The sequence below is a fragment of the Actinotignum timonense genome, from assembly GCF_030216305.1.
GTDB lineage: Bacteria > Actinomycetota > Actinomycetes > Actinomycetales > Actinomycetaceae > Actinotignum > Actinotignum timonense_A.
In genome coordinates this window covers 45,525-68,504 of the sequence record NZ_JASOKT010000002.1, presented here as the reverse complement: position 1 = coordinate 68,504, position 22,980 = coordinate 45,525, and the positions used below count along the sequence as shown (strand labels likewise).

Sequence of the window (22,980 nt, the reverse complement as noted above, 5' to 3'; positions counted from 1 at the left end):
CCGTATATTCCACCGCGCCGCAGTCAAGCCCGCCGCAAGGTTAACGCAAGCCCTCCACCACCCTCGTAATTGTTATCAATTTGTAATATTTCACGTTACGGAGTATTTACCCGGGGTCAGTAGCGTCGAAGGCGTCGATGGCTAGACATGACAATGTCGCCCTGTCGGCACTGTCAGAACTCTTCTCTACCCAATAAGGAGACCAATCATGGCTCGTGTACTTACATCCAGTGAAGCCAAGCAGGCCATTCAGCAGATGCAGTCCATTATTAACGGTGGGCTGACCGATCAGATTTCGCAGCTTGATACCCAGGGGCAGACCCTCTCGGATGCGAATGTGTGGGATGGTCCGCTCGCTCAGCAGTTCCGTGGTGATGTGTGGCCGCAGACCAAGTCGGCTCTGGACAAGGCCAAGCAGGAACTTGAGGATCTGCGTAACCAGCTCGACCAGATCTCGACCAATATCTTCACCGCCGGCGGCGGCGAGTAAGCACCACACCACCACCAGTCCGATTTACGCGCAATCCGGGCGGTTCACCGCATTTGCGTGTCACCCACGCGGCGAACCGCCCGGATCTTGCGTTTCCTTATATTTCATTTCTCCTCCATGACTTCTTCATCGCCCGCCCTGTCTCGCCTCGCCACCACAGCACACCGTCACGTGCCCCGCGAGGCGCTCACACTGAGCGCGCGAAACACAGCTTGCCCAGCCCGGATGTCGACTCATAACGATAGGTAGTTCCCATGCCAAGACCCAACGTATATACCGGTTTCGAAGCCGGTCTCGCGAGCAATTTAAAGAGCGCTATCAACAACGCGATTGAGGCGCTGAACACCGCCCAGACCACTCTCAACGGCGGCATCGCCTACGCACAAATTGACTTCGCCGGGCGGTTCGCGGATTTGTACGCGCAGAATATGGATATCCAGCGCGCGGATAAAGAGATGCTGGTCGCGTCTTTGCAGGCGCTGGAATCGGGCGTTACCGAACTGGAAGAAGCCGCGCGGGCCGAACAGAAGATGATCGACATCTTCAACGCCTGGGAAGCAGACCACAACCGCTGGCGCGCCCGGCGGCCCATTGACCCGGAGCTCATACCGCTGTGGTTGGCCAACGAACCGCGCCTCATCCCTCCGAGTGCGCGTTACCCGGGTACCCCGCCGGCGCGTTCCATCGATCAGCCTTCCTTACCCCAACACGACACCCCCATGCCGGGCAGCGGCGGTGGCGGCTCAGGCGGGCGTTCCTCCTGCTACCCCGCGAATCTGTACGAATACGTGCTAGCGGCCCGTTCAGCGCATGACACTCTTGAGAGCCATCCGCGCGCCTTGCAGACTGCCGTCAGTTCCTTTGTGAGCGGCTGGAAGTTCGGGAATCTTTCCGGTGGGGAAAGCATCGCGTGGGGCATCAACGATTACATGCGCAATAACGATAACGATGCCGAGTGGATTGACGTGGTGCGCCAGGCATTCAAGGAAGCCGGCGAGGGCGGTCCCGTACTTACGTTGCTGGATTCGTACATCGATGCGGTGCTCGATAACGCCGGTGTGGATGCGGGGCGTAAGGCTATTGGGGTGGCGTGGCCGGTTTTGACTGGTCAGGTTGTTAATTCTGCTTTGGTGTCTGATCCGGTTAATAGTGCGACGGGTAATTTCCTGGAGCCGGAGTTAGATATTAGTTTCCCTGACGGTTCCCAGGTGGGTGGCTTGTCGCGGGTGTATAACTCGATTCTGGCTCATATGCAACGCTTGGGTAGTGATGATGCTCCCGTGCGTGGTGTTTTCGGTACGGGGTGGACGAGTGTGCTTGACCAGTGTGTGGTCGAGCGTGGCGATTACCTGGTGTGGATGCGCGGGGATGGTCAGCATATCTACTTCCCGGTGGACGGCGAGAAGTTCGGGCCCGGTTCGGGCGTGGTGCGTGCTGAGGGAGAAAACTTCTGGGTCCGCGCGGTTATCGCGCCTGGCGATAGCGAAGGAGCACTGCGTTGGGAAGTTTCGGATAATACTGGCCAGCGTTGGATCTTCACCCGAGGCGGGGCCTGGCTTGAAGTGTGTGGGCGTGAAGGTTTCGGGGTAAGCGTCGAGCGGGATCGTGATGGCCTGATTAGCGCGCTGGTCAGTGAGCGTGGCCGGCGTATCGAGGTGGAGTACCTGGATGGCCGGGTGGTTGTGGCTCGTGGCTGGGATGGTACTCGTTTCGAATATCTTTACGAGGGCGAGCATTTGGTGGGCGCGAAGGGCCCGCATGGTACCCGGCGTTACGAGATTGATGATGCTGGTCTAGTTGCCCGCGTGGTTGCGGCAACTGGCGTGGTTGAGTGCGTGAATGTTTACGACGACGCAGCTCGCGTGATCAAGCAGACCTCCGAGCACGGTCGTGATACTCGTTTTGCTTATCTACCGGGCCGGGTCACGGTGGTCAGTGATGCTGATGGTTCGCGTTCGAATACGTGGGTGGCTGATAGTCGGGGGCGTACTATCGCCGCCCAGGACTGTGATGGTAACCGCCAGACCATGTCTTATGACCGGCACGGGAACTTGTTGCGGTCCCGGGACCGGGATAATAAAGTCACCACGCATTTTTATGATGAGCGTGGGCACCTGGTTCGCACGGTTTCCCCTGCTGGTGGGGAACTAACCGCCACCTATGACGGTCTGGATCGCCTGGTTGAGGCGGTGGGGCCTACCGGCCTGGTGGCCCGCTATGAGTATGAGGGCGAGAGCCGTAACCCGAGCCGTTTCATTGATGCGGCCGGCGGCATCACCACGATGGAGTGGGAAGGCGGGCTCTTGGTGAAGGCCACGGACCCGACGGGAGTATTCCAGACTATTGGCTATAACGATGCCGGTGAGGTTATTTCCTTTGCTGACGCGTTGGGGAATACGTATCGCCTGGATCGTGATAGCGCGGGCCGTGTGGTTGAGATGGTCACACCGCTTGGTTTTGCTACCCGGCTTGTTTATAACACGGACGGCAGCTTGGCTCGCCGTGTTGATCCGGATGGGGCTACCACCACGATTGATTACGATGCTTATGGGCGTCCGGTTGTGGTCACTGACCCGGGCGGGGCGAAAATAACGTTGGTGTATAGCGAGATTGATGGCCGGGTAGAAAAGATTATTAACCCGCTGGGCCATAACCTGGCTAATGATGTGGATGACTTGGGTAATCTGCGTTCCATCACTATGCCCGATGGGGATGAGTTCACCTTTGTTTTTGATGCTCTCTCGCGCCTGCGCGAGGTTGCTGACCCGCTAGGGCATGCGTGGAAGTTTGAGTATGACGCTGTTGGGGATCTTTCCACCGTGATTGACCCGGCTGGGGTTACTACCCGGACGGTCACGGACTCTAAAGAGCGTACCGCTACCTCGGTTGACAGCCACGGTCATGGTGCGGTTGTGCAGTTTGATGAGTTCGGGCGTCCGGTGGCTAGTTATGACACCGCGAAGAACGCCTCCGTGGTTACCTACGATACCCGGGGTAATGTCACGGAAATGTTAGACGCTGAAGGCGCTCTGACAACCCTGGATTATGACGCGGCCGGGCGTGTGGTGCGGATGACTAGCCCGGGAGGGAAGGTTACTGACTACACGTATGGGCCCTCGGGGCGTTTGGATGAGCTCACTACCCCGGAAGGCGTGACGCGTTTTGAATACGATGCTGACGGGCGTGTGGTTGCCACGGTGAATACTGCCGGGGAGCGTTCGACTTTCGAGTATGACTCGTGTGGGAGGTTGCTGCGGGCTAGGGTAGCCGGGCGGGGTACCTCCGAGTTCCGGTATGACGCGTGTGGGCGGGTCACTTATTCGCGGGATATCCTCACGGGTGTCCGTTATTTCCGGTATGACGCGGCGGGGAATCTTATCTCGGTGCGTAACGGCCTGGGCGGTATCACGCGTTATGAATACGATGTGCGTAACCGCCTGGTGCGGGTGGTTGACCCGGCTGGCGGGGTGACGGAGCGCGTGTATGACGGTGTGGATAACCTCCTCTCGGTCACTGACCCGCTCGGGCGTAGCGTGGCGGTGGCCTATGACGAGCTGGGGAACCCGCTCTCCCGCACGAGTGCTGATGGGACCGTGACGAGTTTCGAGCATGAGGATGGCATGGTTAGCCAGGCTCGTATCGATGGCCGGGAAGCCTTCCGTTCCGAACTTGATTATGAGGACCGTACCCTTACCCTTACCGATGGTGAGGAGAATCGGTATGTGTTCACTTATGACCGCCTGGGCCGCCTGGTTTCCCACAACAGTATGGTGGCAGGAGGTGCGCGGTGTTCTACCTGGACGTACGGGAAAGACGGGGAGCGGACTTCTTATACCCCGGCAGGCGGGGCGACCTACCGTTATGGCTATGATGCGGTTGGTAATCTCGCCACGATCACGCATCCGGACCTGGATACGGTCCGCTTTGGTTACGATCCGATGGGCCGAGTCACCCACATGGTTGCCGGTGAAGATACCCATCAGTGGGCCTATAGGGATGGTTTCGTCTGCCGCCATACGCATACTCGTGATGGTGTGGAGGAAACTACCCGTGTTGAACATGATTCGTGGGGTCGTGTTATCTCGATAACCACCGGGAGTGAGAAAGTTGCTTATGAGTACGGTGAGGACGGCCAGCTTACTGCTGCTATCTCAACCAGTGGCGTAAAGAAGACGTGGGAGTATGACGAGGCTGCTCGTATTATCCGCTTCACCGACGGTGATACGGTCAGTGAATACACCTATGATCAGGCGAGCCAGCTCGTTGAGCGGCACCTCACTGGCCCGCAAGGCACGAGCCGGACGGTTTACGGCTATGACGCGGATGGGTATCGGGTTAGCCAGACCGTGGACGGGAAGCTCGTGCGCCGGTTGCGTTGGGATGCGAGTGGGAGCCTGGCGGGTATTACTGACGTGGTTGATGGCCGTGAACGCGAGCTGACTATCACCCTGGACGGGTTGGGTAACCCGATCAGTTTCGGGGATGAGACTCGCCTTGAGTGGGATTATGCTTCCCCTATCCCCACGGTCGGGGCGATGAATGGTAGCCCGTTCGTGTCTCTTCCCGGTGGTGTGATGCTCAGCGGGCAAGGTATGGAAACTCGGTCTGATACGAGCTGGAGGGCCGGGCGGGGCACGGACCCGATGGCCCCGTTCGCTAGCCCCGGCGTCGTGGCTGGTTTGAGTGAGTCTTTACCTGAGGGTGTTGACGTGCTCGGGACTGGGGCCTTGCGTGTTGGTGGTATGGAGTGGATGGGTGAGCGCCTGTATGACCCGACCACTCAGGCGTTCTTGTCCCCGGATCCCCTCCCGGCGCCGGCGGGGACGTCGTACCAGACTAATCCGTATAACTATGGTGCGAATAACCCACTCGCACTCATGGACCCACTCGGGCTGACCCCTGCTACCGATGGTTTCTTTACAAGGCTGGGTAGAGGGCTTGATGCTGCGTTTGATGGTATTGGCAAGGCTTTGCGTACTGGGTGGGATTGGACCCGCGATAATATCCTCAAACCAGTCGGCAACTTCCTGAAAAGCGCAGGGAACTGGCTCAAGGGAGCGTTCAACGCAACTGTCAATTGGGTAAAGGTCCATTGGGAAGACATCAAGCGCGGAGCGCTCATTGTTGGTGGAATCGCTCTCGTTGCAGCCGGTGTTTTTCTAGCGCCCGCCGTATTTGGAACTGGGCTCGCAGCCGCAGTTATAGCGGGAGGAGCGGTAGCTGGCGGAGCTAATATGACCACTCAAGCGATATTCAAGCCAGCTAATCAATTTAGTTTATCGGAATTCGCCCTCAGTACTGTGGTCGGGGGAGCAACCGGAGGTTTAGGAAAATGGGTCGGAGACCTTGGTATCGTCAAGAACTTCGCCGGGCGTTTCGGTGCAGCCGCTCCAGATAAAGTCAATGGCGTAATTTCAGGAATGAACAAGCTAGGACAACGATTCCTCGGCAAAACATCTCTCGCTAAGAATGCTATCCCGAAGCTCTCTGCGGGCGGACGAGAATTTGTTACTAACGTGGCCGAAAATGGGATGAAGAGCTTCGCATCCGACGGCGCAAAAGAAACTGCATCCTGGTTCATGAACGGAACGTTTGAAACCTTTGCCGAGACCGGACAGTTCAAACCCAATTACGATGTCGGAAAACTTGCGGGAAATATCGCAAAATCGAGCCTCGGAGCCACGGGAAGCGGCCTAGTCAAAACCAAGGGCCTGGACAAGATTGGCATTGACAAGCTTCCACAGAACCCCAAACTGAAGGATCTCGGCCAACGGGCACTCAACCGTGGCGGACAGTTCGCGGTAGAAATGACCTCGAAGGAGATCAAGAACTTCGGTGGATACGTCCAAGATAGATTCCTAGATGGGGATCCTGCGATTAATAAACCGGAGTCACACGCCGAGAAGCAGATCAAGGCTGTTGGCGACTCGCTATCGAAGATGACGCAGAAATAAGGACTCTATGTAATCAATAAAGTACCCCAGGTAGGAAAACGGTGGGTGGGATCATATGCACGATTCCACCCACCGCTCAACCTTTTCAAACGTCAATATTTCTTGAAAGGAAAAGACCCGTGTCAGTTACATTCGCTCCATTCGCAGGATTTGTTACCGGCGCAATACAATCCCCGTTGCAACGCCGCATCAGGAAGATGAGCGAATACCCGCGCCAAGAGCGAGTTTTCTCGATAGTCAAGCGGGCAGTTCCTATCGGCGGCGTTTTCCTAGCAATCGGAATCCTCGGTCTTCTCGGCACCCTCATCGTGTCATCGGGATCGGACCTTGGCGACTTCATCCCGGAACTCGTGGGATTTTCCGCCAGTTTTATTCTGGGTTTGCTCCTGGTATGGGTAGGTCTAGCTCGCCGATACGGCGTTAATCAGGTAAGTGTATGGTCCCATCTGACTCCGTTTTTCCATCACGAGATCCCCTACTCTCAGATCACCAGTATCACCACTGCCGGCAATGACGGCTGGAAGGTTTATGGGAACAGCACCCATCTCACCCTCTCCAAAGATGTTTTCGATTACACCCTTGCCTACCTACGGATCCTTGAGGAACTCAAGTACCGCCGTTTCACCGCCAACAATGTTGAACCCCACGACCCGCGTTGGCCCGAAGCCGCACAAAACCTACGTTACGAACTAGCCGCGGAAACCTACCGCAACCACCAGAAGTACTACAACAGCCACCCAGCTGAGCTCCAAGCGCTGATTGAACTTTCCGAGGGACGTTAGTTACCAAACCCCGCTCCCCTTGGTAGAAAAGGATTCCCCTGATGACTAGCTTTATCGGACCAGCGGCCAGTTTCACCGCGGGCGCTGCGGCACCAACCATTCAGCGGCGACTCCGGAAGATGAGCACGTACCCGCGTGAACCACGAGTCTTTTCACAGGCGAAAATCTTCCTTCCAGTCGGTGGAATCAGTGCCAGTCTCCTCGGACTAACGGTCATTGCCCTAGCAACCAGTGACGAGGCCAGCCGCCCCGAGGATGCCACCATAGGGATTGTCTTATGCTCCATCGCAATAATTCCGTCCCTCTGGTTCCTCTGGATGGGATTAGCGCGCCGGTTCGGCGTCGACAACGAAAAAGTTTGGTCCCGTTTCGCACCCGTGTTCTACCGCGAGATCTACTTCTCGGACATCACTCGAATCACGTTCGACAACCTGGGTTTTCGCCTCTACAACGGACAGAAGAAGTTCCTCGGAATAGCAATCAACCGCTTCGACTACACCCTTGCCTACTTGCGAATCCTTGAAGAGCTGAAGTACCGCCGTTTCACGGTGGGCGACGTCGCCCCACACGACCCGCGCTGGCCCGAAGCCGCACAGGAACTACGCAACGCGCTAGCCACGGAAGCCTATTGCAACCACCAGAACTACTACGACACACATCTCGTCGAACTCCACGAACTCACTGCCCTCGCTCAAGGACGCTAGTCATCACCGTTTCCGCGGAAGGAGCCGCTGCCATGTCCATACCTTTTGTCTCCGCTGCCGGACTCGCCACCAACGTTATGCAATCCTCGGTCCAACGCAGACTCCGGAAGATGAGTATGTACCCGCGTGAAAAACGCATCTTCTCTCAAGCGAAATTGGCTCTTTCTCTTGGCGGCATCATAACTAGTTGCGCCGCTTTGGGGCTTCTTGTCCTTTCTGTTGTGGATCCAGAAGAGCGAACTTCCAATTTCACCAGTCTCATCGCTATTCTCGCCGCCGCGTGTTTTATCGGATTGCTTTGCCTATGGCTGGGAATCGGGCGCCGTCTTGGTGTGGACAACCATAGAATGTGGTCGCGCTTTACTCCCATTTTCTACCGCGAGATACCTTTCGCGAACATTACTCAGATAACACCTGCGGGGAATAATGGATGGCGCATTTATGAAGGTAATTCCCGTCTCGTGATCGACAAGGCGCGTTTCGATTACACCCTCGCTTACTTGCGAATCCTTGAAGAGCTGAAGTACCGCCGTTTCACGGTGGACGACGTCGCCCCCCACGACCCGCGTTGGCCCGAAGCCGCACAAAACCTACGTTACGAACTAGCCGCGGAAACCTACCGCAACCACCGAGGCTACTACGACAGCCGCCCCGCCGAGCTCCAAGCACTGATCGAGCTTTCCGAGGGACGTTGAGAGCCCGAAGGGTAACGCCCCACCGCTAATGCGTTGAGCTCCTGCAATTCGACTGGGTGGGAATCATAGTAATTTTGGTGGTTCCGATACGCTTCGGCCGCAAGGCGATTACGCATGTCCTGCCACGCCTCCGGCCACCGCGGATCGTTCGGTTCAATTTTCCCAACCGTGAAGCGACGGATCCGCATCTCCTCCAGGATTCGCAAGCATGCCAGGGTGTAATCAAAGCGGTTGATACCCAAAGCAATAGGTCTCTTATTACAAGCAAAGACCCCGAAAGATATCCCCGCGAAGGTCACGCGCGTTATCTCGGAGAAATAAATCTCTCGGTAGAAAACAGACCCGAACTTCGACCATACTTTTTGATCATCTACGCCGAAACGCCGCCAGAAACCATGCGCCAAAAACAAAACGCCGAAAAACATCCCGAAGGAAATCAAAGCGAGAAACAGCATTTTATCAACAGGATCAGGCACTTCGTCGGTAGTCAGAACGATAACCGAGCCGATCAACAGAAACGAAGTACATAATGCCCCTACTGGAATAAGGAGCTTCGCTTGCGAGAACACCCGCGGCTCGCGCGGATACTTGCTCATTTTCCGCAAACGGCGCTGAATCGCGGGCGCTGCAGCAGTAAATGCACCAACGGGAAGGGACATAAAAACCTCCATAACCAGGAGCCGCTGAGGCTACCGCGTCTCAGTCGAACGATCACATGTACGCGAACTACCGACGCCACGCACCATTCACCACTAACGGTACGATGCGAGGACTGCACCGCCACAAGCTATGCCTATTCTGCCGCATGAGAACACCTAACCCCGTATAGTGTGACTGGAAATACCTCAACAATAAATCGCATTATTTAAAAACTGCACCTCAAGAACCATTGCGCGAAAATCAATCACATTAAAATGCACCCGACCGGCCACGATAAACCAAGTCTTCACCAGAAAAACACAGCACGGTATGTGCACCTCATTTCCCCCGCTATGTTCGACCAGTTCGATACGATTCAGGCTATAATTTCTAATATATTGAGCAACCTCAACAGGTTTATCTACGCCTTTGGTGTAGCCCAAATTCTACTTCGGGTTAGTCCAGTGTCGGGTACCCAAAAGTTTAGAATTGCGGGCTCCGCCACACCTCGTATTTTTACCCACGTTACGAATGGATGAGACATGAAAAAACCAATAGTGGCATTCGGGAGCGCCGCTCTTGCTGTTGCGCTCGCCGGGATAGGTTTGCTTCTACCCGCCACTGCCAGTGGCACCGCCACGCAGTGGGGCCGCGGTATTAATTCCCTGACTGGCGGCGCGGTTAACTGCCAGGGCGGCGACACTTGTGTGGAGAAAGTTGGTGACGTCGCCCATGTGACCTATACAGTACAGACAACTCCCCTACTTCTATCCTCCGACCATATTCAAACAACGCGAGGTACCTCCATTTTTGTACCCTCCGTACTGGAAAATGTGAAATTCACTCTAACCAGCGTCCCGGATCGTGCCTGGGAGGTTGCGGAGAAGTCCGATCTTCGTGTAACAACGACGATTCCCGTAAAAAGCGTGGAACAAGCCCTTCCCGTTATTGAGGTTACGCGCGATTCCTCCGGTTGGTTAGAAACACCGGGCAGCGGTGGGGTTATTTCCACCGATTTCACCGATCCTAACTTCGGGATATGGCGTACTCCAGCGAGCACCGCAAAGTCAGGTGAAGAGCCATCATATCTTGGTTATAGCGCGCCGGTGAAAAATATGGAGATGTACGACGAGTATAGCTTCGGCATCAACGAGCCAGGTGTCTTCACAATCAAGGTTGAAGGCGATGTCACCGTCCAATCAGAGCTGACCGTTCTTCCTATCCGTGCAACCAATAAGCTCTGGAAGTGTAGCCAAGAAGGCGGTGGGCCCGGTTCCTACGAGGAAGGATGCCAGAATCTCCAGGAATATCAATGGGCCCGCACGGGTGAGTTGCCCGCTTATTCGCTGACAGATCCCAGCACCAATAAGTTCCTCCTCGAACACACCACCCCCGCAGGTCTGACTGGCTCACCCCAGTGCATCGTCACCGGAGAATCAGGCCGCACCGACCTTATCGGTACGGATATTGGAAGTTCTGCGTCAGTTTATGACCGCTATTCCTTCACCTTTGCACTCCACTCAAATCCTGCGGTCACCTACTACCTGAGCGGCATCAACGAAGATGGCTGTGACCAAGCCGCGGCAGTCGTGAAGATATGCGAGAAGACGACGCCGGAGGACAAGAAGCCCGACAATCCCGAAACATCTGATACCGGTACCCCCGCCACACCTGGCACCCAGCCCACTACCCCGGGCACCCCTGACGATCCGGAGACTCCAGGTAACCAACCGAGTGCCCCGAGTAGCCCGGGCAGTCAAACCCCGGGCGCTCAGCCCAGCACTCCGAGTAACCCCAGCCCCGGAACACCGGGAACTCCTGGTGCCACTACTCCCGGAAACCCCAGCGGTGAGAAGCCCGGCCAGAATCCCTCCGAGGGACCGCGGGTAACGAAGAAGCGCACCCAGCCCCAGCTGCAGCGCACCGGTGCCTCGAGCGTCTTTGGCCTGGCAGCTGCCACGGCTCTGCTCTTTATGGGCATCCCGGTGGTCACGCGCAGCCGAGCCAAGCGCACGGCATAGCACGCCTTGACCGCAACGCGGGAGAAAGCTGGTCATCAGACCGCGCCTTCTCCCGCGTTTGTTTTCCGAGCACCATGGTTACCACCCAGTGCATTCCTGACATATATGCCGTACTTGAGCCCCCGGCAGGACTCGAACCTGTGACCTGCTGTTTACAAGACAGCTGCTCTACCAACTGAGCTACGGAGGCAATTCTTGCCCGGCACACCCGCCGAGCAAGGAACCAGAGTTTATCATGCCAGAATCCCCCCTCTGGAACAAATAGGGATCCCGGGAGCTAGCACCCAGCGGGGCGGCGCGAAGCGACCGCCCCGCTGCGGCGTCGTCGTACCGAAAAGGCACGCGGCGCCTGGGGCACTACTTGAGGGCGTCGAGCGCGGCGCTGAGTTTGCCGTCGGTCCAGTCCGCCACCTGTTTGCCGTTGAGGAGCACGGTGGGGGTGCCGGTGAAGCCGTCGGCGCTGAACTGCTGGAGCGACTGGCCCAGCAGCTCGGAGTACATAGCGGGCTTGCCGTCCCCAACGGAAACGTCCGCGATCATTTGCTCGGCTTCGGCATCGGTGAGGCCGGCCTTCTTACCGAGTTCGGCCAGCTGCGCGGTTTGCGGCACCGGCACCTTTTCCTTCGCTTCGAAGAGCGGGGCCGTCATCGCGAAAATTTCGTTGTGGTAGGCCGCGAAAACATCGGGGCGATGCTCGGCCACCCACAGCGCCGAGGCCGAGGCGGTGTGCGAGAATTCGTACTGCGATTCCACCACGAGCGGGTGGTAGACCAGCGTGATTTCGCCGTTCTTCGCGCGCTGGGTGAGCTCCTCCGCGTAGGAGGTTTCCAGGCGGTTGCACCACACGCACAGGTAGTCGAAGTAAATATCAACAACCGGCTTGCCGTCGTTCACGGTGCCGGCCGCAAGCGAACTGCCCACGCTCACCCCCACATCCGGGGTCACGTTTTTCGGCAGCTGCGCGGTGACCTTCGGGGCGGAGCGTTCGGCCAGCGCGGTGGCCGGCGCGCTCGGGTACGCGGCCGCAGAGCTTTCCTGCGTGGCCGGGGCGCCCGCATCATCCTTCTTATTGGAGAGGATGAACCACACGGCCGCCGCGATAAGCGCCACCACCACAACAGCCGCCACAACCGCGAGCGCGCGATTGCGCCGCGCCCGCTTCTTTTCCTGTTCCTGGAGCCGGGCCGCCGCCGCGCGCGCGGTTTCACGCCGCTGCGCCGCGGAGCTTTGCCGGTTATTCTTCTGAGTCTGTGCCATTCACTTTCCCTCGGTTACGACGACGCGCCTGCGGCCAGCCGGCCACTGCGCCTTTCACCCTGACTTTAACATGTCAATTATCGCCGCTTTCGCTGGGAAAAGTGAGGGCCGGCCGGGTGACATTGCCCGCGCGGGTGGTTTGGCGGCGGTTTAGCGGGCTGCGCGGGCGGTTTGGTGGGCCGCGCTGCCGGGTACTCCGGCCGTTTAGCGCCCCGCGCCGCCCACAATATCCTTGACCATCGTGACCAGCGGCTCGCCGAAGTACCCGAAGCTGAGCGGGGTATGCGAAGGCACGCCGAGCACCCCGGAAAGCGCCAGGAGCGCGAGTGCGGCCGTGCCGGCGGCCAGCACCACGGCCCAAAAGGCCCGGTAGGGGCGGGTGGGGGCGAGCTTGGCGAAGATGACCGCGCTGCCGCCGCGCGCTATCCGCCCGCTCGGGCCGAGCCAGGAGATTCCCACGCCCGCGAGGGCCGCTACGGCTCCCGCACCCGGCCCGGTGAGCCCGCCCAGCCGTGCCGCCACGTAGCCGAGCGTAACCGCGAGGAGCCCCACGCCGTGTAGCGGAATCACGCTGAGGGCGCTTTCCGCGAGGGTGAGCGGGGCGCGCAGAATTTGCCCCAGGTGTTCGCCGCGGAACGGCCCGCCTTCTTCTGCACGACGCCGCCGCAGCCGCGCCGCGTTCCGCTCCGCAAAGGCCAGGCACACCGTGACAAGCGCATATCCCACGTATCCGGCGATCTGCCAGGCAGCCACCAGCGCGCATAGCAACCCGCCCAGCACGAAGCTGAGGACGGGGGTGCGGCGAGGCGGGCGAGCCCACGGCGGGAGCGGTGCGGGGGCGGGTTCTAGCGGTGCGGCGCCCGGATAGGGTGCGGCTTCCGGCTGGGAAGCGAAAGGTGCGGCGGGGCCAGGTACGGCTTGCTGATAAGCGCTGGCTTCCGGGTAGGGAGTGGTGACGGGCGCCGCAGGGCCCGGCGCGGCTTGCTGATAAGCGCTGGCTTCCAGATAGGGCGCGGTGGCCGAGCCGGCGTAAATGGGTTGGGGCCAGGTTTCCGGGAACGCACTGGGAACGCTATCCGTGGCGTTATAGCTTGGCGCCGCCGCCCCGGGAAGGGCCGCCGGCACGGTTGCATCCAGCTGGGTGGGCAGGGCGCGGGGTGCGGTAGCGGCGTCGTCGTACCATGAAACCGGATCCGCAAGGGCCGCAACTACCTCATCAATCCCCCACCGCTGCTCCACCGGCTCGGCAAGCGCGGCGCGCAGGGCGTGGGCGATACGCGGCGGCACGCCGGTCACGTCCACGTCCCCCTCGAGGACGCGGCGCATGATCACCGCCGGGTTCGCGCCCGGGTAGGGATCGTGACCGGTGGCGGCGAAAGCGATGACCGCGGCGAGCGCCCACAGGTCAGCGGCTTCGTCCGGGGCGTGGCCGCGCAGCACCCGCGGGTCGAGGTAGCCGGGGGTGTGGGTGACCGCGCCGGACATGGTGAGGCGGCTATCGCCGCCCGTTTGCGCGATGCCAAAGTCGATGAGGACCGGGCCGTTCGCGCCGAGCATGACGTTCGAGGGTTTGAGATCGCGGTGCAGTACCCCGAGGCGATGCACGGAGGTGACCGCGGCGTGGAGCTGGCGGGCCAGGGTAACTAATTCCGCGGGCGGGTAGGGGCCGTCCACGCGCACGTCCTCCGCGAGCGTGGGGCCTTCCACCAGCTGGGTGACGATAAAAGCATCCTCGTCATCCGTTTCAGCATCGAGGACTTCGGCAACGTAGGGCCCGCGCACCCGCTGCAACATCGCAACTTCGCGCCGCAGGCGTTCGCGCCCGGCCGGCCCATCCACGGCCGCGGGGTGAAGGAGTTTCAGGGCCACGCGGGTGCCGGCGCCGTCCACCGCCTCGTAGACCGTGGACATGCCGCCGAAGCCAATGCGCCGCACCAGCCGATAGCCACCAATTTCCTCCCGCATACCTCAAAAATACCGAAGTGTGCCGCCCCGCGCATTTTTAGCGGGAATTCACTCTCGTATTCCCGTTCCTGACGTGGCATAATAGTGGATGAGCGTGTCAATGCCGACCGCTATAACTGATGGAGAATTCCCATGGCTTCTGTGTCACTCGTCAATGCGACACTGTACTATCCCGATGCGCCTGCGCCCGCGGTGGATCACGTGAATCTCCATATCAACGACGGCGAATTTTTCGCCCTCACCGGCCCGGTCAGCTCCGGAAAATCCACGGTTTTACGCATGATTGCGGGGCTGGAGGATGTGGATTACGGGTCGGTGCTGCTGGACGGTGAAGATGTGACCGCGCTGCCGCCGTCCATGCGCGATGTAGTGATCGTATTTCAGAATTACGCCCTGTATCCGCATATGACGGTCGCGGATAATATGGGCTTCCACCTGAAAATTGCCGGGGCGGACCCGGATGATATCGCCGCGCGGGTGGCGCAAGCGGCAGATATTTTGGAGCTCACCGACCTCCTGGAAGCGAAACCCGCCCAGCTCACCCGCGCCGAACGCCAGCGCGTCTCCATGGGGCGGGCGGTGGTGCGCCGGCCCCGAATTTTCCTCATGGATGAGCCGTTGAAAAATATGGATGTGGAAATTCGCGATGAAATTCGCGAACAGATTGCCGTGCTTCAGGAACGCACCGGCATCACCACGGTGTACGTAACAAACGATCCGCGCGAAGCTTTCAGCTGCGCCCATCGGGTGGGCGTTATGGTGGATGGCGCCCTCCAGCAGGTGGGGACCCCCGCGGAAATTCTGGCGGACCTCACTCCGCCCGTGCGGGCCTTCCTGGAGGAAGCCGGGATGGTGGAGGCGGGGGCGCTGGTTGATGGCGCGCTAGTAGACGGCGCGCTCGTGGCGGATAACCCGAGCCCCGCACCGGCCTAGCGCGCCCGCGCGCACCGAACTACCCGAGCGCGCCCGAACGCGCCGGGCTCTCGAGCTTTCGGCTACGATTAAGCCGCAGCTACTCCCGGAAAGGACACTCATGCGATCCTCGCTATCCATTATGGCGGCTAGCGTTGAACCTGATCTCCTCGATCTGCCGTGGAACGTGGCGCTCGAAGAGTGGCCGCGTGATCTCATCGCTGCGCTCCCGCGCGGTATTTCCCGCCACACCGTGCGTTTCGTGCGGCTCTCCGGGCGGATCATCGCCATTAAAGAGATTTCCGAACTGGTGGCGGTACGCGAATACGAACTGCTGCGCACCCTCAAGCGCCTCGGGGCACCCTCGGTGGAACCGGTGGCGGTGGTATCCAAACGCACCGACGCGGAAGGCAATGCCCTCAACGCCTGCCTCATCACCGAGCATCTCCCCTTCTCCCTGCCCTACCGCGCGATTTTCGGGCAGCAGCACCGGCGCGCCACCATCGCCCAGCTCATCGACGGGCTGGCTGTGCTGCTGGTGCGGCTCCACCTCCTCGGATTCTTCTGGGGTGATGTGTCGCTGTCGAATACCCTCTTCCGCCGCGATGCGGGAACTTTCGCCGCGTATTTGGTGGACGCGGAAACCGGGGAGCTTTACAGCCCCATCACCCAGCGCAAACGCGAATACGATATCGACGTGGCCCGCACGAATATTATTGGCGAGCTCATGGACTTGCAGGCCGGCGGGGTGCTTCCCGAAGATTTCGATACCATCGGGGTGGGCGATACGTTCTCGGATCGCTACTTCGAGCTATGGGAGGAAATCACCGCGCAGGTGGCCATCGGCCCGGATGAAAAGTGGAAGGTGACGGAGCGGGTGCGCCGCCTCAACGACCTGGGCTTTGACGTGGATGAAATCGCTATCGATTCCGGCCCGGATGAAGACCGCCTCCTCATCCAACCCAAGATCGTGGAAGCCGGGCACTATTCGCGCAAGGTGTGGCGCCTGACCGGCCTGGATGTGGAAGAAAACCAGGCCCGCCGCATCCTCAACGATATTGACGAATACGCCGCCCTCCACAATAAGAGCGGCAAATCCGACATGATGATCGGCCACGATTGGCTCGCCGATGTTTATGAACCGACCGTGGCCGCGATCCCGCCCGAGCTCACCGCGAAACTGGAGCCGGCCGAGCTCTTCCACGAAATCCTGGAACACCGCTGGTTCATCTCCGAAGACCAGCAGCGCGATGTGCCGCAGGCCGAAGCCGTGGCCTCCTTCGTGGAGAAAGTACTGCGCCACCGGCGTGACGAATCGACCTTCCTGGATGGGGAAACCACCGGGGAGATCCCCGCGGTCACGGCCACGCCGGAATAAGGCGCGCTTATTGCGCAGGTCGCGACCGCTGCGCCCGGTGCCGCGAGCTAGGCGCACCGGTGCCGCGCCTAGGCTCTAGGCCGCGCCGTTCTCCGTGAGCTCCTTGATGACCAGCTCAGCCAGCTGAATAGTATTGAGGGCCGCACCCTTACGCAGGTTATCGGCCACGCAGAAGAAGGCCAGCCCGCGCCCGCCCGGCACCGAAGGATCGCGGCGGATGCGCCCCACGAAGCAGGCATCCTTCCCAGCCGCATCGAGCGGATTGGGCAGGTCCACCACTTCTACACCGGGAGCACCTTTGAGGAGCTCGATTGCAGCTGCGACGTCGACCTCCTTCTCAAATTCCGCGTTGACGGACATCCCGTGCGCGGTGTACACCGGTACGCGCACGCACGTTCCGGCTACCGCGAGGTCCGGGATCCCGAGGATTTTGCGTGATTCGTTGCGTAGTTTTTGTTCTTCGTCGGTTTCGCCGCTGCCGTCCGTGGCGAGGTTCCCGGCAAAAGCGACAGCGTTGAAAGCGATGGGGGCCCGGTACACCTCAGGTTCGGGCAGTTCCACGGCGTGCCCGTCCAAGGCGAGGGCTTCTACATCCCCGCCCAGCGCGGCACGCACCCCGGTGGTTAGCTCGTGCACGCCCCGCACCCCGGAACCGGAGACCGCCTGGTAGGAGGAGGCGATCAGGCGAGTGAGCCCGTAGGCATCGTGCAGCGGCTTGAGGATGGGCATCGCGGCCATGGTGGTGCAATTCGGGTTGGCGATAATGCCCTTGGGGCGGCGCGCGATATCCTGCGGATTGACTTCGGATACGACGAGCGGCACGTCCGGGTCGCGGCGCCACGCGGAAGAATTATCGACGACGACGGCACCTGCCGCAACGAACTTCGGCGCGTAGGTGCGCGAGGCATCCCCGCCAGCGGAGAACACCGCGATGTCAATGCCGGCCAGGTCAGCGGTGGCAATATCTTCCACCACGATGTTGTTGCCGCGGAAGGGCAGTTCGGTGCCGGCTGAGCGCGCCGTCGCAAAGAACCGCACCCGGTCCACCGGAACGTCGCGTTCTTCCAGCAGGGCGCGCATAACCCGCCCGACCTGCCCGGTTGCTCCCACTACTGCCAAGGTGATGCTCATCGGCCTGTCCCTCCGTAAACGATTGCTTCTTCGCTGGCGTCCAGCCCGAAGGCGGTGTGGACCGCGCGGGCGGCCGCGTCTAGCACATTCGGGTCTACCACCACGGAAATGCGGATTTCCGAGGTGCTGATCATATCCACGTTCACGCCGTTATCCCCCAGGGTTTTGAACAGCTTGGAGGAGACGCCGCTGTGGGAGCGCATGCCCGCGCCCACGATAGAGAGGATGCCGATTTCGGAGCTGACGGCGATGTCCTCGAAACCGAATTCGGCCTGGTTGGCGCGTAGCGCGGCGACGGCAAGGTCCACTTGGTCGCGGGGCACCGTAAAGGAAATATTGCTCAGGCCCACGCGAGTGAGCGCGGTGTTCTGCACGATCATGTCAATATTGCAGTCCGCTTCGGCCACGCAGGAGAAGATTTTCGCGGCGGATCCGGGAAGATTGGGCACGCCCGTGACCGAGATTTTGCCCTGGTTGCGGTCGTGTGCCACTCCGACGACGACGGCGTCTTCATATCCGCCCTGTTTCGCGGTTTCTTCCACTATCCACGTCCCTTCGTTCTCGGAGAATGATGATCGTACGTGCAAGGCCACATTGAATTTCCGGGCGAATTCCACCGCCCGCAGGTGGAGCACTTTCGCTCCGTGTGCCGCTAATTCTAGCGTTTCTTCGTAGCTGAGTTCGCGGCGTTGGCTGGCCGCGGGGACGATGCGCGGGTCCGCGGAGAGCACGCCATCCACGTCCGTGTAGATTTCGCATACGTCCGCGCCGAGGGCGGCGGCGAAAGCCACGGCGGTGGTGTCGGAGCCGCCCCGCCCGAGGGTGGTGACGTCATTGGTGTCGTTCACGCCTTGGAATCCGGCAATAATGGCGACGGCGCCGTCTTGCACGGTCCGGAAAATGCGTTCGGGAACGATCCCGGTGATGGAGGCATTGCCGTAGCGTGCATCGGTGTGCAGGCCGGCTTGTTGGCCGGTGAACGAGTGCGCCGCGACGCCTTCATCATTGACGGCCATGGCGAGGAGGGCCATAGAGATCCGTTCTCCCGCGGTGAGGAGGATATCGAGTTCCCGCGCGGGCGGGTTGTCGGTGACGTTGTGGGCGAGGTCCAAGAGATTATCGGTGGTGTCTCCCATGGCGGAAACCACAACAACGACTTTGTTTCCGGCTTTGCTGGTCTGGGCAATTCGTTTCGCCACTCGTCTGAGTCCGGCGGGATCGGCGACCGAGGATCCCCCGAACTTCTGCACGATGAGTGCCACATTAACTCCTATTTTTCCAAGACTTACTAATGGTAACTGGAAGCGCGGGGCCGCCTGGGTGGCTTTCCGAGATTTTCAGGTGAGATTGTTCTCCTGCTCGGTGCTCGCGTGCGCGAGGAGCCGCATTATGCGAAGCATCGCCTTGTGCGAGGTGCCTCATTGGGGCGGGGCGCTGTGCTTTACGGTGATCCCGGACTGAGCTGCTTAGTTGTGCTCGCCGTGCGTTTCCGCGACTGGGGCGGAAGGCGTGGTGCCCGGAACCACCGAGGGCATTCGTCCCGTGTCTGTCATGCCCGTTCCGGGCGTGCTCGTGGTTTCCGTGCCGGTGGTTTCTGTGCTTGTGGTGGTGCCGGTGCCTGTGCCGGTGTCAGTGGTGGTAGGCACGGTTGCGCCGCTGGTAATGCGGGTGCGACCTTCGAAGGCGCGCGAGAGTGTGATTTCGTCAGCGTATTCGAGGTCTCCGCCTACGGGGAGTCCGGAGGCGAGACGGGAAAGCGCGATTCCGATAGGGGTGAGGAGGCGGATGAGGTAGGCCGCTGTAGCATCGCCTTCAATATTGGGGTCGGTGGCGATAATGACTTCGGTGACGCGGCCATCTTGGAGCCGGGTGAGGAGTTCGCGGATGCGCAGGTCCTCCGGGCCGATGCCTTGGATGGGGTTAATGGAGCCGCCTAGAACGTGGTAGCGCCCGCGGTATTCGCGGGTGCGTTCGATGACCATGATGTCTTTGGCTTCTTCGACGACGCAGATCACGGCATCACTACGCCGGGTATCCGAGCATAGTGAACAGATATCGGCTTCGGTCACGTTGCCGCAGATCTGACAGAAGTGAACCCGTTCCTTGACCCGGAGCATGGCTTCCGCGAGCGCCCGCACTTCAGGTTCTTCTTGTTCGAGGAGGTAGAAGGCGATGCGTTGGGCGCTTTTCGGGCCGATGCCCGGCAGGCGCCCGAGCTCATCAATGAGCTCCTGCACGGCACCGTCATACACCCCCGCCACTACATTCCTCCTTGTGCGGTATCAATTTCTTCAACGATGGTTCCTGAGAGCATTTCCACCACAACTTGCAGCCCGACAACATTGCTCTGCTCGATTGTGGGATCGTCCAAGGAGACATCATCCTCCTCAGTAGAATACCCCACCCCCGCCCGCGGCGCGGCATTATGCGGGCTGTTCGGACCGGCTGGCGCGGAGCTGGCCGGCGCGGTGGGCACATTGACACTGAGCCCAGGGCCCGCGGTTCCCCTACCGCCGGGCGCGCTACCCGCGGGCGCGTTGCCCCCCGCTGCTCCGTGGCGAAGCTGGCGCAGGTGTTCCCGGGCGTCATAAGTGGGGACTTCCTGGGTGCGCTGCGGCGGGCGCGGGATATGGAAATCCTGCGCGGGCTCAGGTGCGGCTGCCTGCTTCGGGGCGGCCTGCCCCGCAGCTACCTGCCCTGCGGCGGGCTGGCTTGCGCCTGGTGCCGGGCTTCCCGGGGATGCCGGCACATCGCCCGGGCTGGCGAAAGGCTGCGGCATGGGCATGTTTTGAAGATAGAAAGGAATCTCCCCACCGGGGTTAGCTGATCCGGAATTAGCCGGGCCAGAGCTGGCCGTACTCGCACCGGTCACGCCAGAGCTCGCATTTCCGGGCGCCGTAGCTTGCCGGCTGGGCGGGTAGTCTTCCGCGTCATCCGGATCGGAGAGTTCTTCAGGTTCGGGCCACTCATCATCCGCGGCCGCGCTGCCAGCGCCACGTACTGCGTTCCGCCCTGCGGGAGCGCCGGCAGGGCTGGCGGGAGCAGGAGCGGTAGCGGCCGCCGCGGTGGCGGCATTAGCTTTTGGGTGGGCACCACCGCCATCGGGACCGCTCGGGCGCGGCTGAGCTGCCACTGACGATTGGGGATTCTCCGCAACCGTTGCGTTAGCCGGCTGACCCGCATCACCCGAATGCCCCGAGGCATTGGCCTGTTGAGGGGCCGCGGCAATAACCCGCACGGTGACCGGAACCGAGGTGAAATGCGAAAGGTGGGCGCTCAAACGCTCCACGTTGCGCGGATCTTGGAGGGCGCCGAGCACCTTCTCTGATGAAAATTCCAAGGCAACCTGGTTTCCCCGCGAGCCGAGCACCCTGGTAGGCCCGGAGAAAATCGCTTGGGCGAAACGCCCGGATGAGGTTACCTCCGCCCACCGGGCCGTGAGCTCGGCAGCGTGATCCGGCCCTGATTCCTCCGGGGCGGCCGGCTGCTCCACGCCACCTTCGCGCGGTTGCTGCGCTGCTGGTTCACCGGCTGGCTGAACAGCCTGCTGAACCGGATGTTCTTCCGTTTGCGGAGCACGCTGCTGCGCGGGTTGCTCCACCGGCTGCGCGGGCTGCTCCACCGGCTGATCCGCAGCTGGCGCCGCGGGCGATTCCTTAGCCTGTTGAGGAGCGGGCTGGGTGGGAGTTGCGGCGTCGTCGTTCTGTACCGGAACGGAAGTAACAGGCCGCGGCGCGGACGCAGCCGGAACGCTAGCAGAACCCGGAACTACCGGGGCCCCGCGCTGCGCTGCGGCCGCGGCGGCGGCTGCCCGTGCCTTTTCCCGCGCGATATCCTGCGGAGATTTCCGCGCGTTTCCGCCACTTGCCGCGGGTCCAGTAACCGGCCGTGCCGCGCCGCTTTCCCGCGCCGCACCACCGGAACCGCTCCCCGAAGGCGCCGCCCCGCTGCCGGGAAGCAAAAGCCGGGCACAGAGCAATTCCAGCTGCAAGCGCGGCGAGGTAGCGCCCACCATCGCGGAAAGCGCCTCGTTCGCACGCTCGGCACTTTCGGTGGCGCGCGCCGCACCCAGCGCCTGCGCCTGGGTGCGCATAGCGGCCAGCTGATCCTGCGGCAATTCGCCCAAAGCATCCGCTGCGGCTTCCCCCGCCAAATCGATGACGATCAGATCGCGTAGGCGCTGGAGCAGATCTTCCACGAAACGGCGCGGTTCATGCCCGGCGCCGATAAGTTCTTCGACGACGCCGAAAAGCTGGCTGCCCGAACTTTCCGCAATGGCGGTGACCGCGCGATCCAGCAAGCCACTATCCGTATAACCCAGCAGCGCAACCGCCTGAGAATACGACAGCGTGGACGTTTCCGAACCGCCCATGAGCTGGTCCAGAACCGAAAGGGAATCACGCACCGATCCCCCGCCCGCGCGCACTACCAAACCGAGCACCCCCGGTTCCGGAGTGATGCCTTCCTCCGCGCAAATCTGTGAGAGGTACTCCTCCATGCGCGCCGGGGAGACCAGGCGGAACGGATAGTGATGAGTACGCGAGCGGATGGTTCCGATAACTTTTTCCGGCTCCGTAGTGGCAAAAATGAACTTGATATGAGCCGGAGGTTCTTCCACGAGTTTGAGCAGAGCGTTGAAACCCTGGGTGGTGACCATATGGGCTTCATCAATAATGAAAATCTTGTAGCGATCCCGGCTAGGGGCGAAAGCCGCGCGTTCAACCAGGTCACGGGCATCATCCACCCCGCCGTGGCTGGCCGCGTCCATTTCTACCACGTCCAGCGAACCGGGGCCATCCCCCGCCAGTTCCCGGCACGAGGCACATTCCCCGCACGGCGTATCCGTGGGCGCCTGCGCACAATTCAGGCAGCGGGCAAGGATGCGCGCCGAGGTAGTTTTCCCGCACCCGCGCGGGCCGGAGAAGAGATAAGCGTGCACCGTGCGCTCCCCGCGCAACGCAGCCATGAGGGGACGAGTTACCTGCTCCTGGCCGATAACATCTTGAAAACGCTCCGGGCGATACCGCCGATACAATGCCATGCTCACGAGTA

Annotated in this window: 14 protein-coding genes, 1 tRNA gene and 1 pseudogene; 8 read left to right on the top strand and 8 right to left on the bottom strand. The window is 60.7% G+C overall.

What is annotated here, in order from left to right; genetic code table 11:
• The first annotated feature begins 208 nt into the window (after positions 1 to 208).
• The 5 genes from QP305_RS02055 (at position 209) to QP305_RS02035 (ending at position 8,625) form a co-directional block, all read left to right on the top strand.
• Entirely contained in the window at positions 209 to 490 is a 282-nt protein-coding gene (locus QP305_RS02055; protein ID WP_087070350.1) for a pyrophosphorylase, read from the top strand.
• A gap of 254 nt (positions 491 to 744) precedes the next feature.
• Positions 745 to 6,444 carry a DUF6531 domain-containing protein gene (locus QP305_RS02050; RefSeq protein ID WP_284903655.1) on the top strand — a complete coding sequence of 1,900 codons (5,700 nt, stop codon included), beginning with the start codon at positions 745 to 747 and terminating at the stop codon, positions 6,442 to 6,444.
• A gap of 197 nt (positions 6,445 to 6,641) precedes the next feature.
• Positions 6,642 to 7,226, top strand: coding sequence for a hypothetical protein (locus QP305_RS02045; RefSeq protein ID WP_284903653.1), 585 nt, complete (start codon positions 6,642 to 6,644; stop codon positions 7,224 to 7,226).
• A 41-nt stretch (positions 7,227 to 7,267) separates the two neighbouring features.
• Positions 7,268 to 7,930 carry a hypothetical protein gene (locus QP305_RS02040; protein ID WP_284903650.1) on the top strand — a complete coding sequence of 221 codons (663 nt, stop codon included), beginning with the start codon at positions 7,268 to 7,270 and terminating at the stop codon, positions 7,928 to 7,930.
• A gap of 110 nt (positions 7,931 to 8,040) precedes the next feature.
• Entirely contained in the window at positions 8,041 to 8,625 is a 585-nt protein-coding gene (locus QP305_RS02035; RefSeq protein ID WP_284903647.1) for a hypothetical protein, read from the top strand.
• Here QP305_RS02035 and QP305_RS02030 read toward each other — a convergent pair.
• Positions 8,568 to 9,284 carry a hypothetical protein gene (locus QP305_RS02030; RefSeq protein ID WP_284903644.1) on the bottom strand — a complete coding sequence of 239 codons (717 nt, stop codon included), beginning with the start codon at positions 9,282 to 9,284 and terminating at the stop codon, positions 8,568 to 8,570. The genes QP305_RS02035 and QP305_RS02030 overlap by 58 nt on opposite strands.
• Positions 9,285 to 9,806: 522 nt before the next feature.
• Between QP305_RS02030 and QP305_RS02025 the strand changes: the two genes are divergently transcribed.
• Complete coding sequence (locus QP305_RS02025; protein ID WP_284903643.1) at positions 9,807 to 11,285, top strand: hypothetical protein; 1,479 nt, start codon at positions 9,807 to 9,809, stop codon at positions 11,283 to 11,285.
• A 117-nt stretch (positions 11,286 to 11,402) separates the two neighbouring features.
• Here QP305_RS02025 and QP305_RS02020 read toward each other — a convergent pair.
• The 3 genes from QP305_RS02020 to QP305_RS02010 all read right to left on the bottom strand — a co-directional run bounded on the left by QP305_RS02020 (position 11,403) and on the right by QP305_RS02010 (position 14,507).
• A tRNA-Thr gene (locus tag QP305_RS02020) sits at positions 11,403 to 11,475 on the bottom strand.
• Between the two features lie 167 nt (positions 11,476 to 11,642).
• A complete protein-coding gene (locus tag QP305_RS02015) occupies positions 11,643 to 12,542 on the bottom strand; it encodes a DsbA family protein (RefSeq protein ID WP_284903642.1) in 900 nt (299 codons plus the stop codon).
• A gap of 204 nt (positions 12,543 to 12,746) precedes the next feature.
• Positions 12,747 to 14,507, bottom strand: a complete 1,761-nt coding sequence (locus tag QP305_RS02010) for a serine/threonine-protein kinase (protein ID WP_284903640.1) — start codon at positions 14,505 to 14,507, stop codon at positions 12,747 to 12,749.
• 132 nt (positions 14,508 to 14,639) lie between these two features.
• On the opposite strand from QP305_RS02010, the gene QP305_RS02005 reads away from it, so the two are divergent.
• Entirely contained in the window at positions 14,640 to 15,440 is an 801-nt protein-coding gene (locus tag QP305_RS02005; protein WP_284903637.1) for an ABC transporter ATP-binding protein, read from the top strand.
• 100 nt (positions 15,441 to 15,540) lie between these two features.
• Positions 15,541 to 16,797 carry a DUF4032 domain-containing protein gene (locus tag QP305_RS02000; protein WP_284903636.1) on the top strand — a complete coding sequence of 419 codons (1,257 nt, stop codon included), beginning with the start codon at positions 15,541 to 15,543 and terminating at the stop codon, positions 16,795 to 16,797.
• 75 nt (positions 16,798 to 16,872) lie between these two features.
• On the opposite strand, the gene QP305_RS01995 is transcribed toward QP305_RS02000, so the two are convergent.
• The 4 genes and pseudogenes from QP305_RS01995 to QP305_RS01980 form a co-directional block, all read right to left on the bottom strand.
• Complete coding sequence (locus QP305_RS01995; RefSeq protein ID WP_284903627.1) at positions 16,873 to 17,928, bottom strand: aspartate-semialdehyde dehydrogenase; 1,056 nt, start codon at positions 17,926 to 17,928, stop codon at positions 16,873 to 16,875.
• Positions 17,925 to 19,190 (bottom strand): aspartate kinase, encoded by a 1,266-nt coding sequence (locus QP305_RS01990; protein WP_087070336.1) that lies wholly within the window; start codon positions 19,188 to 19,190, stop codon positions 17,925 to 17,927. The genes QP305_RS01995 and QP305_RS01990 overlap by 4 nt, the downstream gene beginning before the upstream one ends.
• 393 nt (positions 19,191 to 19,583) lie before the next feature.
• A pseudogene (gene recR, locus QP305_RS01985) lies at positions 19,584 to 20,189 on the bottom strand (recombination mediator RecR); the annotation flags it as partial.
• Positions 20,189 to 22,969: a DNA polymerase III subunit gamma and tau gene (locus tag QP305_RS01980; protein WP_284903853.1), complete on the bottom strand. Its 2,781-nt coding sequence runs from the start codon at positions 22,967 to 22,969 to the stop codon at positions 20,189 to 20,191. The gene QP305_RS01980 and the pseudogene recR, both read right to left, overlap by 1 nt.
• Positions 22,970 to 22,980: the final 11 nt, after the last annotated feature.